This window comes from Pseudooceanicola aquaeponti (assembly GCF_050897975.1).
In the GTDB taxonomy this organism is placed as follows: Bacteria; Pseudomonadota; Alphaproteobacteria; order Rhodobacterales; family Rhodobacteraceae; genus Pseudooceanicola.
This window is the reverse complement of record NZ_JBPAXY010000001.1, coordinates 18,377-33,533: the sequence shown is the minus strand read 5'-3', so window position 1 is coordinate 33,533 and position 15,157 is coordinate 18,377. Positions and strand designations below refer to the sequence as shown.

The window sequence follows — 15,157 nt, the reverse complement described above, 5'->3', positions numbered from 1 at the left end:
CACTTCACGCCGCGCGGGGTCACCGCCCGGCATCGGCTTGTCGTCGCCGAGCAGACCGCGCGTTCCTCCACGCGGGGCGGCGGCAGGGGCGGCCGGGGAAATCATGGCGCCCCGGCCGCGCTCTGCCGGAGGCGGCCATGACAAGCCGGGCGATCACCCTGGTGAAGACCCGCGCCTGGCTGGCGGGGATGCAGGCGCGCCATTCGCCGCATGTGGATCCGGCGCTGCTGGAGCAACTGCGGCTGGACGCCGAGACGCTGGAGGATCCCAGCGACCTGCGCGCCCTGATCCTGGATTTCCGCGCCGCCTATGCGGTGGTGCGCCACGACCCCGAGCAGCGGGCCCAGGCGGGCCGCGACCTGGTCGAGGGTATCCGTCACCTGATGCTGGCCGAGGTCGGCGAGAACGCGAGGAGGATCACCGGTGAGTGAGCAGATGACGATGGCCGACCAGGTCGCGGTGAATGCGGCGATGGCCCTGGTGATGACCGTGGCGGCGGACCCGCCGCGCGAAGCGATGTACCTGGAAATCCTGCGGCTGGAGACGGCCCGGATGCGCGAGGGTCGCGCCCTGTTTGACCCGTTCATCGCGGCGGCCAAGGCACTGGTCGAGGCTGATTGCGGGGCCGGGCGCCGCCGCGGCGACTGGGCGCGGGCTATCTGGCAGATGAAGGATGCCCTGCGCGCGATCGTCGATTGGCGCCTTGCCATGGCGCAGGACGCCATGCGGCATCTGGAGGTGGCGGCATGACCCTTGAGGACCTGAAAGCCGGTGTCATCCGCGACCTGGCGGAGGCGCAAGCCCGCGAGAAGGCAATCGGCCTGGTCGAGGTGACGGCCGATGCCATCGCGAAATTGCGTCTGCCCGTGGGGTTGGACGTCGAAGACGGCGCGCTGGTGCTGCGGCTGTGGGCCGGGCGGGCAGAGATTGCTGGGACCCTGACGGAGATCGCCGAAGAATGCCGTGTCGCCCCCGTCGTTGAGGGATGCAGCAACCCGGCGCTCACTGAGCCCGAGGCGCCCGTCCAATCCGCTCCGTCGGCGGATGTCGTTCCAGCTCCGGCTCCGGAGCCCGCTGCCACGGGCCCCTGGACCAAGGACGAGGAGGCGAAGGCGTTGGAGTTGGCCGCTCAGGGGCAGCCGGTGAAAGAGATCGCCGTCGTGCTCGGTCGACCGTTCCAATCGGTAAACACGAAGCTGCGCTACCTGCGCCAGAAAGCTGAACCTGCGTCGGATGGCGGCGCGGCCGAGAGCCCGGCGGAAGAGGCCGCGCCCGCGCCTGAGCCCGAACCGGAGGGAACCGCGCCGGAGACCGGACCGATCGCGCTGCCGGCGGATGCCCCCGTGGCGCTGAAGCTGGTGCAGACCCATCTCGACAAGCTCGGCTATGGCGACGGCTGGTCCCCGAGGCGGGATTTTGCCCTCTATGAGGCGCTGTCGAGCGGTCGTGACTTCCCGGCGATCGCGGAAGAGCTCGGGGCGTCCGAGGACGCCTGTCGCCGGCGGCGCGCGCAGCTGCGGTTCCATCCCTCCTGGGACACAGGATCGCGGCTGCTGAAGATCCTGGCGCATCGCGCGGGGCAGGCCCTGCAGGCGAGGGGCTGAGCGATGTCGGCTGACGAACGCCCGCCACACCCGCCTGGAGGTGGCGGCATCTGCCCGAAAACCAAGACCTGGTGCGAGCGCGGCTGCCTTCTGGGGCAGTGGTGCCCGCTTATGCCGCGGCCTTCGTGAGCCGCACAACCTGAGGAGAGAACGATGGATTTTGGAGACGCGCTGCGGGCGCTGAAGGCTGGCGCCAAGGTCGCCCGGAAGGGTTGGAATGGCAAGAATATGTGGATCGCGCTCACACCCGGTTCGGCCTTCGAGGCGGCCCATGCGAAGTGTGGGCATGCGGCCGCGAAACGGGCGGCTGAACTCGAGCCCGACGATGAGATCGAGCTGCTGCCCCATATCGACATGCGCGCGGCTGACGGGTCCATGGTGATCGGCTGGCTGGCCAGCCAGACCGACATGCTGGCCGAAGATTGGGTGGTGGTCGAGTGATGTCCGCTCCCCTGCGTCAGACTTACAGCCTGGACGAGATCAAGCACATGCTGATCTCGCAGCTGGACAGCGTGGTGGGCCGCTATGCGCCGCCGGCGCAGGGGAGCTATCGCGCCCATGGCAAGTATTTCACGCTGAACCCAGGGCGGGCCGACCGCCACGTGGGCAGCTTCTGCGTCACCATGGCGGGGCCGAACGCCGGCCGCTGGAACGACTATGCCGTCGGGGACGTGCCCGGCCAGGGTTTTGGCGACGTGATCGACCTGATCGCCCTGTCACTGGGTTGTTCCAACGCGGATGCTCTGCGCGAGGCGCGGGCCTTCCTTGGCCTCCAAACCGCCAGCGCCGAAGACGTCGCGCGGCATCGGGCCGCTGCGGAGCGATCCCGGCAGTTCCAGGCGGAGGCCGCGCAGCGCGATAAGGAAAAGCGCGAAAGCCGCGCGCGGGCGGCCCGGGCGATCTGGCACAGCGGCCAGGCGCGGCTGCGCGATACCCCGGTGCATCACTACCTGCGCGGTCGGGGGATCGACCTGGCGCGCCTCGGCCGTCAGCCAGGGGTTCTGCGCTATGTGCCGCATTGCCGCTACTACCACGAGGACCGCGAGACCGGCGAGGTATTCGAGGGTGACTTCCCGGCGATGGTCGCGGCGGTGACCAACCGGCGCGGGATGACCGTGGCCTGTCACCGCACCTGGCTGGCGATCGGGCCGAACGGGTGGGGCAAGGCGGCCGTGCCCGCGCCTAAGAAGGTCCTGGGGGACTATGCCGGGGCCTACATTCCGATCTGGAAGGGCAAGGGGCCACGCGGCGGGAAGCCACCGGCGCTGCACCAGGCCGAGCCCGGCCAGCATGTCTATATCGCCGAGGGCATCGAGGACGCGCTGTCGGCGGTGCTGCTGCTGGAGGGAGAGGCGCGGGTCATCGCGGCGATTTCGCTGTCGAACCTCGGCCGGATTGAACTGCCGCCGACGGTCGCCTCCGTCACGCTGATTTCCGACCAGGACGAGAACGCGGCCGCCCGCGCCGCCCTCGAGCGCGCGATCGCGCTGCATCGAGCGGCCGGGCGCGAGGTGCGGATCTGGAGCAATGCCTGGGGCGGCAAAGATCTGAACGATGCGCTGCGCCTGGTCGCGGCGGAGACCAGCGAAGAGGAGAGACGGGCATGAGCTATCAGCTGAAGGACCGCAGCTTTCAGACGGGCGATGAGTGGATCGGGGCGCTGGCGGGCCGCCTGCGCGTCGCGGCGGCGGCCGGCGAGGATGGCACGGTCTGCCTCAGCACGACGATGTCGCCGACCCAGGCTCGCCAGGCTGCCAGCCGGCTGGATCGCCTGACCTATGCCGAGGCGGAGGTCATCCGCCTGCGCTCGATGGCCGAGACGCCGGTGCCGCGATCGGAGCGGGGTTTCGGCGAGCTGCTCACCCGCCTGTTCGGGTGGCTCGCATGATCCTGGTCATCACCTTCTGTGCCCTGATGGCGCCCGACGGCAGCTGCGATCGGGTGGTCGAGCTGGCCGTGATGACCGGTGCCTGGAGCCCGGCCCCCTGCGCCGATTTCGTGAGCGAGGAGATCCGGCCGCGCCTGATCTCCTGCGAGAAGTTCGTCCGCGCTGCGGGCGTCTGAACCCACGGGTCATCGGCGCAGAAGACGCCGGGGCCCGCCCCAAGATCCGAGGTATCGCAGTGAACGATGAACCCGACATGAGCTGGCTCGAAAAAGAGCAATCCGCGACGTTTCGGGCGCCGGCCGGGAGATCGGCCGCGGCGCTGCGCCAGGAGCTGGAGAACGCGCCTGTGGCGCCGAAGACCGAAAAGGACATGCACGATGGCGATGGCAATGAACGCGGAGATGGCGGAACGGGCCAAGGCGGCGCTGTACCCGATAGAGACGGACCGGATGGCGGCATGGGCAGCGCGTCAGAAGCTGGCGGTGGCGATGGATCGCGTGGTTCGGGCCGACCGCGTGGCTACATCTGGGACGGGTGTCCGGTCGTTCCTCTTGGGATCCACGGCGATCTTTCATACTACCTGGACACCAAGGGCCAGCTGAGGGCCGTCGACACCCACACCCAGCAGAAGATGCTGCATGTCTTTGGCGGCATGGTCGGAATGCTGGCCCAGCATTTCCCCCAGTGGTCGAAGACCGGCAACCCGCTTCCGGGCAAGTTCGACCAGCTGAAGCTGTCCACGGCGATGATCGCGGCCAGCACAGAGCGCGGTGTGTGGTCACCGGTCGGCAAGGTGCGCGGTGCAGGGGCCTGGCTGGACGAAGACGGCGCGCTGATCTTTCACGCGGGCGATGAGGTGCTGATCGACGGCAAATGGAAGCCGCCGGGCGTCTACAGCGGCCATGTCTACCCGGCCTCGGATCCGGTGCCCCGACCGGCGCGGCGGGGAACGACGGATGCGGCGGCCGAGATCCTGGAGGCGCTGGAGACCTGGAACTGGTCACGGCCGGACATCGACCCGATGCTTACCCTCGGGGTCATCTGCGCCCAGCAGATCGGCGGCGCGTTGGACTGGCGTCCGGTCACCTGGGTGACGGGCGACCAAGCCACCGGCAAATCCACCTTGCAGCGCCTGCTGCGCTATCTGCACGGCGGATCCAGCGGGCTGCTACAGGCCTCTGATGCGACCGAGGCAGGGATCCGTTCCGTCATCGGCTATTCGTCGATGCCGGTCGCGCTGGACGAGCTGGAGCCCGACGACGATCCGAAGAAGGGCAAGGCAGCGGCGATCATCCGGCTGGCTCGGATCGCGGCCAGCGGTGACCAGATCCTGCGCGGCTCGACCGATCAGAAGGGCTACCAGGGGAACGCCTACAGCTGCTTCCTGTTCAGCTCTATCCTTGTGCCCCCGCTCCCCCCTCAGGATCGATCCCGCCTGATCCTGCTGGACCTGAACCGGCTGCGCCCCGGGGCCCCGAAGCCCAAGGATGACCCGAGGCGGCTGAAGGCCTTGGGCGGCGCGCTGCGGGCCAGCCTGGTCGAACGCTGGGACACCTGGACGGAGCGGCTGGACCTCTGGCGGGCCAGCCTGGCGGCCCATGGGCATGGCGGCCGTCAGGCCGACAACTACGGGACGGTCCTGGCCCTGGCGGACATGGCGTTGCGCGAGGCGCTGCCCGCGACGGAGATGATGGCGAGCTGGTGCATCAAGCTGGATGCGCATCTGCGGGACGAGAGTGTCGATGTGGGCAGCAACGCCGAGGACATGCTGGTGCATCTGCTGTCGCAGCCGCTCGACGTGTGGCGGCGCGGCCAGAAGCTCAACGTCGCCAGCTGGCTGGCCATGGCCGCCCGGTTGCCCCGCGCCCCCGAGCAGATCGGCGACGCCACCCATGTGAACGCCAACAATTACCTGGCGCAGTTCGGCCTGCGCGTGAAGGGCCGAGACACCTCGGCCGAGCTCTGCATCGCCAACAAGCCGCTGGCGGGGCTGCGAACCCTTTTCGAGGGCACACCCTGGGCCGAGGGTGTCTGGTCGCAGGCGGCGCGGCGCGTGAATGGAGCGCAGAGCGCCAACATGACCTTCGCGCGGGTGCCGTCGCGCGGTTACGTCATCCCCTTCACCTCGATCCCGGGCCTGCTGAACGCCATGGATGAGACCGGCGGCACGTCGCAGCCGCCCGAGGATCCCCTTCCGGACGGTATGCAGGAGTACGTCTGAGCCATGGTCAGTTTCGCCAAGCCATTGCATTTGCATCATTCTTTGCGCTGTACCCCGACCCGTTTCGGGGCCATAATTCACGCGCGGCGGAAGGTCCTGCGGACGGGTCAGGGGCTACGACGCTACGACGCTGAAAAATCGGGCGTCGTAGGGTATGTCGTAGGGTTTTTCCCTTACGCTGCAATAGTTTACCAGACAGCTACGACGCTACGACGCAAAAAGCGGTTCCCCGCGTATGTGTGCACACACGCGCGCGCGCACACGAGGAAATGCGTGTCGTACCGTCGTAGCGTCGTAGTCTCTTATTATCTATATGATAAGAAAGAGAAATCTCTACGACACGCCCTACGACGCCTAAAAAATGAGCGTCGTAGCCTGCCGATCTCGCTGCCTGGATCTGCGATCGCGCCCCTTAACTCCCTGATTTCCAATAAAAAAGGGGGTTTCTATGGCCAAGCCTGACAACCAGTGGCAGGTCGAAGCTCGGGAAATGGCCGAGCGGATCGAGCGCCAGCGTGAGCAGGGCATGCAGCTGGCCCTGTTGCCGGACGAGGAGCCGGAGCAGGACCAGGAACAGCGCCAGGCGGGCCGCCCGAAGGGATCCAGGAACAAGGTCAGCAGCCAGATGCGCGACTGGCTGGCCGCGCGTGGCATGCGGATGCCCGAGGATGTCCTGGTGCAGATCGCCGGGCTCAACACCCGCGACGATGCCATCACCCTGGCCATGGCGCAGACCGAGCGGGTGCTGGCCTGGGCCTATGATGGGGCGCACATCGGCAAGAAGGCGGCCCCTGCGCCCACGGCAGCCATGCGCCTGGACGTCTTCCGCCAGCAATACACGATGATCCTGCGGGCCGCCGAGGCGATGATGCCCTTCACGGCGCCCAAGGTGACGCCGGACGTCAGCGTCCAGCAGAACACCGTCTTCATGATGCCTGCCGTGCCTTCGGCGCCGGTCGATCCCGGGGCCCAGGCGCGGGATGTCACGCCTCGGATGGTGTCTCGGATGATGCCCGCTGATGTCGCGCATGAAATGCAGGAAAATCAGAAGGTTAGCTCTGTGCGCTCGGAAACTTCGGACGCGGAAATTCGGACGGATCTGGAAAATGAAGGCAAATCAGATGGTTAAGTCCATGCCGCAACTGATTGAAAATCAGCAGGCGCCACGGCCTGGTGCCCGCCGCTCGCGGCGCGGGCACCAGGCGGCCGAGACCCCCCGGGGGGGCCTTCCCGCGCCTTCCCTGAGGCCCCTCTGTGTGACCCCATACCTGATTTTGGCCCATGGGGAGGTCAGCCAATGAGCGCGAAACTTGGCGCGACGCAACGGGGTCGGGGGGAGACCTCTGACCAAGCGCCCACGGGGGGCGGGGGGCTCACGGATGAGCGTCTGGAGGCATTGCTGGGAAGCGATGCGAAAGAGGCAATCGGAACTCTAGAAGGCGATTTTGCCGCTGGCAAGATGCCTGACATCGCCGCTGTCCAGTTTCCAGGCCCGATCGCCGAGCGGTTTTTCTGGTCGAACGACGACGTCATCGGCATCCAGGGCCCGGTCGGCTCGGGCAAGACCACCACGCTGATGAAATCCCGGGCGCGGCGCGCGGTGGAGATGCCGCGATCCAGGATCGACGGAGTGCGCCGCTACAAGGTGCTTTTCATCCGCGAGACCTATCGACAGCTCTGGTCCACGACGATCCCCTCCTATCTGGAAACCTTCCCGAAGGATCTGGGGACCTGGTCGGGCGGGCGAGGGGATCCGGTCACCCATGTGATCCAGTTCGAGGATGACTTCGGCCCCATCGAGTTCACCGCGGAATTCATGGCCTTCGGCGACGACATCGTCGCCAGTATGCGAGGGGTGCAGACAACCGATATCGTGCTGAACGAACTGGACACGATGCCGGTCGAAATCCTTACGGTCGGGATCGGCCGGATCGACCGCTATCCAGGGCGCCAGCACTTCGAGGGTTTGCCGCCCGAGCTGCGCAGCTACGGGCAGATCGTGGGTGACATGAACGCCCCGGACGAGGACAGCTGGGGCTTCACGGTCTTCCACGACGAGGAAGAGCGCAAGCGCATGGCCGACCTGCTGTCGGCTGAACTGCCTGCGGGCGCGAAGCGGATCACGATCGAGTTCTGCAACCAGCCCGGCTATGGTGAACCGGGGTGTGAGAACCTCCAGAACCTGTCGCCAAGCTACTACCCCCGCCAGATCGCTTCCATGCAGCTGGCCGGGCGCGGGGACATGGTCGATCGCCTGGTGCGGAACAAGATCGTCTACCTGCGGGTCGGTGAGCCTGTCTTCAAGCGCGAGTTCAATCCGCGTGTCCACGTATCCGACATCCCTCTTGCGCTGATCCCGGGTCTTCCGCTGCGGATCGGGCTCGACCAGGGCTTCAAGGGGGCCGCTGTCATAGCGCAGATGACCGGTTTCTATCGCTGGCGGATCCTGGGCGAGCTGCATTTTCCTTCCGAGCGTCTCCTGGCGCGGACCTTTGGCGAACGGCTCACCGAAGCGATCGAGGACCGCTGGCCCGGGGCGCTGGTCGAGGCCGCCTGGGGGGACATGGCTGGCGAACACGGGGCCAGCCAGGCCGCCGATGAGAATGCGACCTGGAACCTCATGGTCAGCCAGGCCGCCGGCTTCCCGATCCGGCCCCAGCGTCTCGGGACCAACCGGATCCAGCCGCGCCTGGAAGCGGTGCGGGCTGCGCTGGAGGCGCCGATCGACGCGGGCGAGCCGGGGCTCCTGATCGACCCGTCCTGCAAGTTCCTGCGGCGCGGTTTTCAGGCCCGATACGTCTGGACCGACGAAGTCGATCGGAACGGGGACAAGCGGAAGGTCCCAGACAAGCGCCTGACCGAGGCGAACGTCATGGATGCCCTGCAGTATCTGCTGCTGTCGGAGCATACGGCCGATGGCGCTGCCCCTTACACGAAGCGGGTCCCCGACGCCCGCAGGAGTGGCCGTCCAGGCCACCCCGGAAGGCCGCCCAGATCGGGCCAGCGCGGCGGCCTGAAGACAGGATGGAATGTCCTCAACCCCTACGAAAGGTGATCACGATGACGACGAAGAGCAAAAAAGCCTCCTCGGCCGAAACTGCCGAGACAGGCCCCACCCTGGACACGGTAACCCTCCAGCAAACCGCACGGGAGGTGACGGACCTGTCCGGCAAGGCGGGCTTCGCGGACCTGATGGCCCGGCTTCAGACCGAAAGCGGGCTGATGTTCGGCCGCCATCGTGGCCGGGTGAAGGCCAAGATGCTGGGCGTCGATGCAACCGGCTCCGACAAGGATGAAGCGCTGCGCAACTGGGCCAACGCGGCCCGCCGCGCGCTCCTCAAGGAAGGGGGCGCTGCGTAATGCCCCGATTTCGCAAGAAGCCTGTCGAGATCGAGGCCCGGCGCTACACGGGCGACAACACCCGCGATATCGCGCTCTGGGTTCAGCCGGATCTCGCGCCCTTTGCTCTCCCCAAGGGCTGGTGGCAACGGCAAAAGGATGGTGGGGAATTCCGATTGGTCATTCCTACCCTCGAGGGGGAAATGGATGCGACCCCGGGTGACTGGATCATTCGTGGCGTGAAGGGGGAGTACTATCCCTGCAAGCCGGACATCTTCGCCGTCACCTACGAGCCGGTAGACGAAGGTGCGCCTGCATGATCGACCTGCGCCCCTTCAATGAGACCGAAGCCCTGCAGGTGTTCCGTTTCCTGGATCCGATGGACCACATGGAGGCCGAACTGGTGCGTGGTGCCGCGGTCAACCATCTGCGGCTTTTCGCGGATTGGTGTGCGATGCAGGGGGCGCAGGTGCTTTCGCTGGTGCTGGCAACAAAACCCGGCCCGGCGGGGGTCCCGTTCGCGGTTCTGACTCTATGCCACACGGGCCAGGCTCGCGTGGCTCAGGCCGCCCTTCTGGCCCGGGATCACGGGCGGTTCCGCCGTTCTCTGGCCGAAGCCGCTGTGCTGATCCGGCGCCGGTTGCCCGGCTTCTGCGAAGAGCTCGGGATCAGGCGCATCGAGGCGCGATCCTGGACCGATCATCCCTCCGCTCGCAGCTTCCTGGAAGGCTGCGGTTTCCATCACGAATGCCACATGCCCGGCTTTGGTGGCCAGGGCCAGGTGGCTTTCGAACAATTCGCCTGGATCGCCTCACCCTCTGATCAGGAGACCTGAAATGTGCATCGGTAAACCGAAGATCCCGACCCCCGCCGCCCCCATCGTGGCCAGCACGGACAACCGTGAAGCCAATCAGACCGCAGATATCGAGGCCCGTCTGCGTAAGCGGCGGTCCGGCGCAGCCGCGAACGTGCTGACCAGCGCCATGGGCATCCCGTCGACGGGTCAGCTGGGGCGGCCGGCATGAGCCGCGCGGTCCTCGATCATCCCGTGGCAGAGGAAGCGATCCGCCGCTGGGATGAGCTGAAATCCACCCGGGCGTTTCATGAGCCCGACTGGGAAGACATCGCGCGGCTGATCCGCCCGCAGCGTGGTGGCTTCTCCATGAACCGGCCCGAAACGCGGGATCTTGAAAAGCCGCTCTCTTCCGAGCCGATCATGGCCCAGTCCAGCTTCGCCTCCGGGATCTACGCCTCGATCACCAATCCGGCGAACCGCTGGGCCGGGCTGGAAACCCCCGATCCGGAGCTGAACGCCTGGAAACCGATGGCCGAATGGAACGACCTGGCCACGCGGCGCGTCCTCCAAAGCCTGGCTCCGACGGTATCGCCCTTCTACAGCGCGACCTTCCAAGCCTATTCCGACATCGCGGCCTTCGGGAATGCCGCTGGCTATGACGAGTTGGACACCGGGAAGCGGAAGTTCGTCGACGTCACCATGTCGCTGGCCGAGGTCGTGGTGGACATCGACGCCCACGGCCGTGTCAACGAAATGGTGCGGAAGTTCTCGCTGACGCCTCGGGCAGCCGTGCGCGAATTCGGCCCGGACAACCTGCCGGATCGGGTAACCGAGGCGGCGGCGAAGGGCGACAGCGGTCGGATCACGTTCTACCGGCACATTCGGCCTAACGACAACTTTGTGCCAGGCAAGCTCGGCCATCGTGGCAAGCCCTTCCTATCCATCACGGCCTGCGAAGAGGGGCGGGCCTTGGTGAAGGTTGGTGGCTATGGGGAGATGCCGGTCTATTTCCCTCGCTGGGACGTTGACAGCGGGCACACCTACGGCACAGGGCCGGGCTTCATCAGCCTGGCCAGCGCCCGGATGGTCCACCAGATGGAGGCCGCGACGCTGCGGGCAGCGCAGTTCGCCGCAGATCCGGTCAAGCTGGCGCCCGACCGCGATGCGATCCCTCTGGACGGTGTCGTGCGGCCCGGGGAAATGATCTACGGCGGCGTGAACATGCGCGGTCAGGAGCTGGTGAAGAACATGACCAGCAACCCGAACATCGGGCTGACGATCGAGGAGAAACGGGCCAAGGTCGAGGCGATCAAGGAGGCCTATCACTACGCGATCATGTCGCTGTCCGGTCGTACCGGGATCACCAGCGAGGAAAGCATGATCATGGAAGAGGCGCGCCTGCGAAACTGGGCCCCGCACGCCGACCGGATCATGGAGGAATACGGCGCCCGCAAGATCGAGCGGCGGTTCCGGATGCTCTGGCGCGCGGGGCAAATTCCGCCTCCGCCGTCAGAGGCGGCGGGGCTGCCACTTCAGGTGCGCTACCAGAGCCAGGCAACCATGGCGCTTCGAGCTCGCGAGGGACAGGCGATCCGTCAGTTCCTGAACGATCTCGGACCGCTCGCGCAGCTCGACCCGCGCTACATCGACCGGATGGATCCGGACGGGGTCACCGAGGCTCTGCACGATGCCAGTCCGACCCTGCCCGCAAAAATCCTGCGGTCGCGTGAGCAAGCGGACCAGATCGCCCAGGGCCGCGCGCAACAGCAACAGCTGCAACAGGCGATGCAGACCGCTCAGGCCGGCGGCGGCGTGGTCCGTGATCTGGCCTCGGCCATGGGGCAGGGAGGTAATGGTGGAGCTTAACCCTGCGTCAGCGTCGGAAAATCTCCCGCATCTGGTCATGGTGGCGCCCATTGGCGTCACTCCGCTGCGCGCCCGGGTGGTGGCAAGACGGAGGAGACAAACCGTGACAGATCTTTCCCAGAAAACCTTCGATCGCGCTGAAGAAATCGCCGATGCGCTGTCCACAGCGCGGGGCCTTCATGGCGCGTTGCTGCACTTGCTGGAGGCGGCCCTGCCGGACCGCCGCCCGGATCTAGACGAGCCGATCCTGGCGGTGATCGAAGCATCGCGCTCCTACTGTGGGCTGGCGTCTCGCCTGGCCAACGACGTCGCGCGCTCGGCCAAGGATATGTCCGCATGATCTTCAACCGTCTGCAAATTCTCATGTTCCAGTTTCGGAACAATCGAAGGGAGGCCGCCGAGAGGGGCCGTCGATGGGCCAGGGCCTATCGCGCGGATCCGAGGCTGGCGGCCGACCTTGTCGAGTTTTCCGGTCTGCTGACGCTGCCGCCCGAGCGCCTTGTGCAGGGCGTGGTGCAACCGGATCCGATTGATCCAATCAGAATGGCCCAGGAACGCGGCGAGCGCGCCATGGCCGTCAAGCTTCTCGCCCTGATGGGCGTGTCGATCGAAGACCTCAACACCCTGATGATGGAGCCTCAAGATGAATACCTGGATGATGACCACGATTGATTTCCGCACCCGGCTGCTGCGCGGGCCCGAAGATGAGGGCGGCAACGGCGCGGGCGGCGGCGAAGGCGGTGGCGCTGGAGAGAACGGTGCGGCCGCAGCTGGCGGTGAAGGCGCCGGCGCTGGCGAAGGCGCCGGGGCTGGCGCAGGCGCCGCTGGCTCGGGCGCTGGTGAAGGCGGCACCGCAAAGTGGTGGGAGGACAAGCGCTTCAGCGATGATGAGCGCCGGAACCTCACGGCACTGGGCCTGACCACCGAGGACCCGCTGGAGGCAGTCCAGCGTCTGAACGGGATGGAGGTCGCGGCGAAGAAGCGCCTAGGCGTGAGCGCCGATCAACTGCTCCAGAAGCCGAAGGACGGCCAGGACGTGTCGGAATGGATGCGCCAGAACGGCCAGGTGTTCGGGATCCCCGAGGCGCCGGATGGCTACGAGGTGGCCCGGCCCGAAAGCTGGCCCGAGGGCGCAGATTGGGACAAGGATCTCGAGGCCGCGGCCCGGACCATCGCGCATGAAGAGGGGCTGAGCGGCAAGGCCCTGAACCGGATGATCGAGCTCTACGCGGGCAAGGTTGGCCAGCTCGATCAGATGGCCGGTGAGCAGCTGGAGCAGGCCAACCAGCAGATGATGGCGACGCTTGAGCAGGACTGGGGCGCCCAGATGCCGGTGAAGCTGACGCAGGCGAAGCAGGCTGCCGCCGTGCTGGCGGAAAAGGCCGGTCTGTCGCCCGAGGCCATGAGCGGCATTTCCCAGGCGCTGGCGCCGAAAACCGGCGATGCCGGGGTCATCAAGCTTTTCGCGGCGATCGGCGACATGATGGGCGAGGACACCATGGATGGCCTGGGCGCCGGTCGGGGTGCGCTGGAACTCAGCACCACCCCGGCTGAGGCGCGGCAGAAGCTGGAGCAGATGCAGAGCCCCGGCGGGGACTATTACGAGGCCATCGCCAAGAAGGATCAGGCCACGATCAAGCGGCTGCGTCCCGAGATCGAGCGGCTGACGAAGTTGGCGGCGGGCTGACGATCACGCTGGAGAGACGATGTAGGGGGCACTTCATGTGCCCCTTTTTCGTTGACTTGAGGCAGGTTTTGTGGTTCGGATCATTTCCAATGACGGGTGACCCCACGGGGTCCGTCTGATCCCGGACAATGCCGGGCGCCCCAGGCGGGCGTGACCGCCAGGACGGGTCCGGATTTGCCGGGCGACCCCTCCGAAATCTCACCAACATCGCTGATTTTTCGAGAGGGGCAGGTATGTCCTACCGTCAGAACGTCGAGGCGCATCATCGTCTCAACTACCAGAACAACGTCCGCATGGTCGCGCAGCAGATGCTGAACCCGCTGCGCAATGCCGTCACCGTGGTTCCGGCCTCCGGAGAGGCGCAGGACATGGCCGACCTGGTCGACAAGGTCGATTACCAGGAAGGCGAGGACTATTCGCAGCGCAACCCCGAGAACCCGCCGAAACGCATCCGGCGCTGGCTTGTGCGGCCGACCGTCATCCAGAGCGGCCAGCTGATCACCAAAGAGGAAAAGTTCGACCAGTCCCAGGATCCGACCTCGGTGCTGGTGACCACGCACACCAAGGCAGTCGAGCGTGGGGTGTTCGACCGGATCCTCGGTGTGCGCAAGAAGTCCGACGGCAGCTACGAGGTTTCGGGCGGCGGTATTCTGGGCGCCGTTCACGAAGGCAAGACGCCGAGCAGCCAGAAGAGCCTACCGGTGGGCAACTTCGTCGCCGTGAACCAGGACGAAGACGCCGCAGCCGGGCTCACCCTCAACAAGATGCGCTTCGCCACCGAGAGCATGGAGCTCGAGGACTTCGGGATGGAGGCCGATGACGAGGTCTACGGCCTGATCACGCCCAAGCAGAAGACCGACCTCCTGAAGCTGGCCTTCGAGACCGGGAAGAACCTGAACCCCTTCGACGTCGAGCAGATCCGCAACGGCAAGCCCGGCTCGCTTCTGGGGATCAACTGGATCTTCACCAACCGCCTGCCGAAGGACAGCAACGGCTACCGCCTGGTGCCGCTCTGGACCAAGGCGAACATCGTCTGCGGCATGTGGCAGGACGTCGAGGGCGACCTGTTCAACGACAGCTCGAAGCGGAACCTGCCGCAGTGCTTGGTCGACGCCTATCCGGCCGCGGGCCGGATCGAGGACCAGGGCGTGCGGGTCATCCGCTGCCTCGAGGCCTGATCGGCCGCGTCTGGTGGGCCGGTGACCGGCCCGCCTTTCCTTTCGAACATGATGATATGGAGGCCCAGACATGGCCGCAGTCACCGGAAAATCCGATCTCATCCACGATCCCATGATCAGCGGCAGCGTGCCGGCCGACCCGCAACGGGCACGCGGTCGCGTCGTCGTCGCCATGGGCACCCTGGCCAACCTGGCCACGGACAGCAACGGCTCGAAATACCACCTGGCCGACCTTCCGGCAGAGGCCATTCTGCTGCCCGCGACCTTCTTCGATGTCGAGAACGACGGCTTCGCCCAGATCGTGATCGGCACCGAGACCGACACCGACGCCCTGGTTGACCAGACCAAGGCAACCGAAAACACCGTGACGCCGATCGCTCAAGGTGACGCCAACCACGGCAAGCCCCTGTGGGAGGTCCTGGGCCTCGCCGAGCCGCCGAAGAGCGGCATGATCGGGATCTGGAAACATGCCGAGGCCGACGCGGCGGGCGCGGGCAACATGCCCTTCGCTTTCCACTATCTGATGTCCTGATCCGAGCGGGGCAGGCAGCCAGGCCTGTCCCTTCGACGCTCCGGAG

20 protein-coding genes are annotated in these 15,157 nt (G+C 66.5%); all 20 read left to right on the top strand.

Annotated elements, in window-relative coordinates; genetic code table 11:
- Window positions 1-137 precede the first annotated feature (137 nt).
- On the top strand, window positions 138-431 hold the full coding sequence (locus tag ACRARE_RS00160; protein WP_432654384.1) for a hypothetical protein: 294 nt from the start codon (window positions 138-140) through the stop codon (window positions 429-431).
- Complete coding sequence (locus ACRARE_RS00155) at window positions 424-750, top strand: hypothetical protein (protein ID WP_432654383.1); 327 nt, start codon at window positions 424-426, stop codon at window positions 748-750. Before ACRARE_RS00160 ends, ACRARE_RS00155 begins: the two co-directional genes overlap by 8 nt.
- Window positions 747-1,604 carry a hypothetical protein gene (locus ACRARE_RS00150; RefSeq protein WP_432654382.1) on the top strand — a complete coding sequence of 286 codons (858 nt, stop codon included), beginning with the start codon at window positions 747-749 and terminating at the stop codon, window positions 1,602-1,604. Before ACRARE_RS00155 ends, ACRARE_RS00150 begins: the two co-directional genes overlap by 4 nt.
- Before the next feature lie 153 nt (window positions 1,605-1,757).
- A complete protein-coding gene (locus ACRARE_RS00145) occupies window positions 1,758-2,045 on the top strand; it encodes a DUF2829 domain-containing protein (RefSeq protein ID WP_432654381.1) in 288 nt (95 codons plus the stop codon).
- Entirely contained in the window at window positions 2,045-3,211 is a 1,167-nt protein-coding gene (locus ACRARE_RS00140; RefSeq protein WP_432654380.1) for a DUF7146 domain-containing protein, read from the top strand. Before ACRARE_RS00145 ends, ACRARE_RS00140 begins: the two co-directional genes overlap by 1 nt.
- Window positions 3,208-3,492: a hypothetical protein gene (locus tag ACRARE_RS00135; protein WP_432654379.1), complete on the top strand. Its 285-nt coding sequence runs from the start codon at window positions 3,208-3,210 to the stop codon at window positions 3,490-3,492. Before ACRARE_RS00140 ends, ACRARE_RS00135 begins: the two co-directional genes overlap by 4 nt.
- Complete coding sequence (locus tag ACRARE_RS00130; RefSeq protein ID WP_432654378.1) at window positions 3,489-3,668, top strand: hypothetical protein; 180 nt, start codon at window positions 3,489-3,491, stop codon at window positions 3,666-3,668. The genes ACRARE_RS00135 and ACRARE_RS00130 overlap by 4 nt, the downstream gene beginning before the upstream one ends.
- 77 nt (window positions 3,669-3,745) lie before the next feature.
- Window positions 3,746-5,713: a hypothetical protein gene (locus ACRARE_RS00125; protein ID WP_432654377.1), complete on the top strand. Its 1,968-nt coding sequence runs from the start codon at window positions 3,746-3,748 to the stop codon at window positions 5,711-5,713.
- Window positions 5,714-6,161: 448 nt separating this feature from the next.
- Window positions 6,162-6,842 (top strand): hypothetical protein, encoded by a 681-nt coding sequence (locus ACRARE_RS00120; protein WP_432654376.1) that lies wholly within the window; start codon window positions 6,162-6,164, stop codon window positions 6,840-6,842.
- A gap of 168 nt (window positions 6,843-7,010) precedes the next feature.
- Window positions 7,011-8,768, top strand: a complete 1,758-nt coding sequence (locus ACRARE_RS00115) for a hypothetical protein (protein WP_432654375.1) — start codon at window positions 7,011-7,013, stop codon at window positions 8,766-8,768.
- Window positions 8,769-8,773: 5 nt separating this feature from the next.
- The gene (locus ACRARE_RS00110) at window positions 8,774-9,073 is read left to right on the top strand and encodes a hypothetical protein (protein ID WP_432654374.1); all 300 of its coding nucleotides are present in this window, start codon (window positions 8,774-8,776) and stop codon (window positions 9,071-9,073) included.
- On the top strand, window positions 9,073-9,372 hold the full coding sequence (locus tag ACRARE_RS00105) for a hypothetical protein (RefSeq protein WP_432654373.1): 300 nt from the start codon (window positions 9,073-9,075) through the stop codon (window positions 9,370-9,372). The genes ACRARE_RS00110 and ACRARE_RS00105 overlap by 1 nt, the downstream gene beginning before the upstream one ends.
- Window positions 9,369-9,887, top strand: a complete 519-nt coding sequence (locus ACRARE_RS00100; protein ID WP_432654372.1) for a hypothetical protein — start codon at window positions 9,369-9,371, stop codon at window positions 9,885-9,887. Before ACRARE_RS00105 ends, ACRARE_RS00100 begins: the two co-directional genes overlap by 4 nt.
- Window position 9,888: 1 nt before the next feature.
- Complete coding sequence (locus ACRARE_RS00095) at window positions 9,889-10,077, top strand: hypothetical protein (protein WP_432654371.1); 189 nt, start codon at window positions 9,889-9,891, stop codon at window positions 10,075-10,077.
- Window positions 10,074-11,714, top strand: a complete 1,641-nt coding sequence (locus ACRARE_RS00090; RefSeq protein ID WP_432654370.1) for a portal protein — start codon at window positions 10,074-10,076, stop codon at window positions 11,712-11,714. The genes ACRARE_RS00095 and ACRARE_RS00090 overlap by 4 nt, the downstream gene beginning before the upstream one ends.
- 103 nt (window positions 11,715-11,817) lie before the next feature.
- Window positions 11,818-12,054, top strand: coding sequence for a hypothetical protein (locus ACRARE_RS00085; RefSeq protein WP_432654369.1), 237 nt, complete (start codon window positions 11,818-11,820; stop codon window positions 12,052-12,054).
- Window positions 12,051-12,386: a hypothetical protein gene (locus ACRARE_RS00080; RefSeq protein ID WP_432654368.1), complete on the top strand. Its 336-nt coding sequence runs from the start codon at window positions 12,051-12,053 to the stop codon at window positions 12,384-12,386. Before ACRARE_RS00085 ends, ACRARE_RS00080 begins: the two co-directional genes overlap by 4 nt.
- Window positions 12,358-13,401: a hypothetical protein gene (locus ACRARE_RS00075; protein WP_432654367.1), complete on the top strand. Its 1,044-nt coding sequence runs from the start codon at window positions 12,358-12,360 to the stop codon at window positions 13,399-13,401. Before ACRARE_RS00080 ends, ACRARE_RS00075 begins: the two co-directional genes overlap by 29 nt.
- A gap of 233 nt (window positions 13,402-13,634) precedes the next feature.
- On the top strand, window positions 13,635-14,579 hold the full coding sequence (locus ACRARE_RS00070) for a phage capsid protein (protein WP_432654366.1): 945 nt from the start codon (window positions 13,635-13,637) through the stop codon (window positions 14,577-14,579).
- Between the two features lie 70 nt (window positions 14,580-14,649).
- Window positions 14,650-15,111 carry a hypothetical protein gene (locus ACRARE_RS00065; protein WP_432654365.1) on the top strand — a complete coding sequence of 154 codons (462 nt, stop codon included), beginning with the start codon at window positions 14,650-14,652 and terminating at the stop codon, window positions 15,109-15,111.
- Window positions 15,112-15,157 lie beyond the last annotated feature (46 nt).

Excerpts from the sequence above, each read along its gene's own strand:
- ACRARE_RS00110 (WP_432654374.1), top strand. The coding sequence starts at position 8,774 with ATGACGACGAAGAGCAAAAAAGCCTCCTCGGCCGAAACTGCCGAGACA.
- ACRARE_RS00090 (WP_432654370.1), top strand. The coding sequence starts at position 10,074 with ATGAGCCGCGCGGTCCTCGATCATCCCGTGGCAGAGGAAGCGATCCGC.
- ACRARE_RS00120 (WP_432654376.1), top strand. The coding sequence starts at position 6,162 with ATGGCCAAGCCTGACAACCAGTGGCAGGTCGAAGCTCGGGAAATGGCC.
- ACRARE_RS00070 (WP_432654366.1), top strand. The coding sequence starts at position 13,635 with ATGTCCTACCGTCAGAACGTCGAGGCGCATCATCGTCTCAACTACCAG.
- ACRARE_RS00075 (WP_432654367.1), top strand. The coding sequence starts at position 12,358 with ATGAATACCTGGATGATGACCACGATTGATTTCCGCACCCGGCTGCTG.
- ACRARE_RS00160 (WP_432654384.1), top strand. The coding sequence starts at position 138 with ATGACAAGCCGGGCGATCACCCTGGTGAAGACCCGCGCCTGGCTGGCG.
- ACRARE_RS00080 (WP_432654368.1), top strand. The coding sequence starts at position 12,051 with ATGATCTTCAACCGTCTGCAAATTCTCATGTTCCAGTTTCGGAACAAT.
- ACRARE_RS00145 (WP_432654381.1), top strand. The coding sequence starts at position 1,758 with ATGGATTTTGGAGACGCGCTGCGGGCGCTGAAGGCTGGCGCCAAGGTC.
- ACRARE_RS00115 (WP_432654375.1), top strand. The coding sequence starts at position 7,011 with ATGAGCGCGAAACTTGGCGCGACGCAACGGGGTCGGGGGGAGACCTCT.
- ACRARE_RS00135 (WP_432654379.1), top strand. The coding sequence starts at position 3,208 with ATGAGCTATCAGCTGAAGGACCGCAGCTTTCAGACGGGCGATGAGTGG.
- ACRARE_RS00125 (WP_432654377.1), top strand. The coding sequence starts at position 3,746 with ATGAGCTGGCTCGAAAAAGAGCAATCCGCGACGTTTCGGGCGCCGGCC.
- ACRARE_RS00095 (WP_432654371.1), top strand. The coding sequence starts at position 9,889 with ATGTGCATCGGTAAACCGAAGATCCCGACCCCCGCCGCCCCCATCGTG.
- ACRARE_RS00105 (WP_432654373.1), top strand. The coding sequence starts at position 9,073 with ATGCCCCGATTTCGCAAGAAGCCTGTCGAGATCGAGGCCCGGCGCTAC.
- ACRARE_RS00150 (WP_432654382.1), top strand. The coding sequence starts at position 747 with ATGACCCTTGAGGACCTGAAAGCCGGTGTCATCCGCGACCTGGCGGAG.
- ACRARE_RS00140 (WP_432654380.1), top strand. The coding sequence starts at position 2,045 with ATGTCCGCTCCCCTGCGTCAGACTTACAGCCTGGACGAGATCAAGCAC.
- ACRARE_RS00100 (WP_432654372.1), top strand. The coding sequence starts at position 9,369 with ATGATCGACCTGCGCCCCTTCAATGAGACCGAAGCCCTGCAGGTGTTC.
- ACRARE_RS00130 (WP_432654378.1), top strand. The coding sequence starts at position 3,489 with ATGATCCTGGTCATCACCTTCTGTGCCCTGATGGCGCCCGACGGCAGC.
- ACRARE_RS00065 (WP_432654365.1), top strand. The coding sequence starts at position 14,650 with ATGGCCGCAGTCACCGGAAAATCCGATCTCATCCACGATCCCATGATC.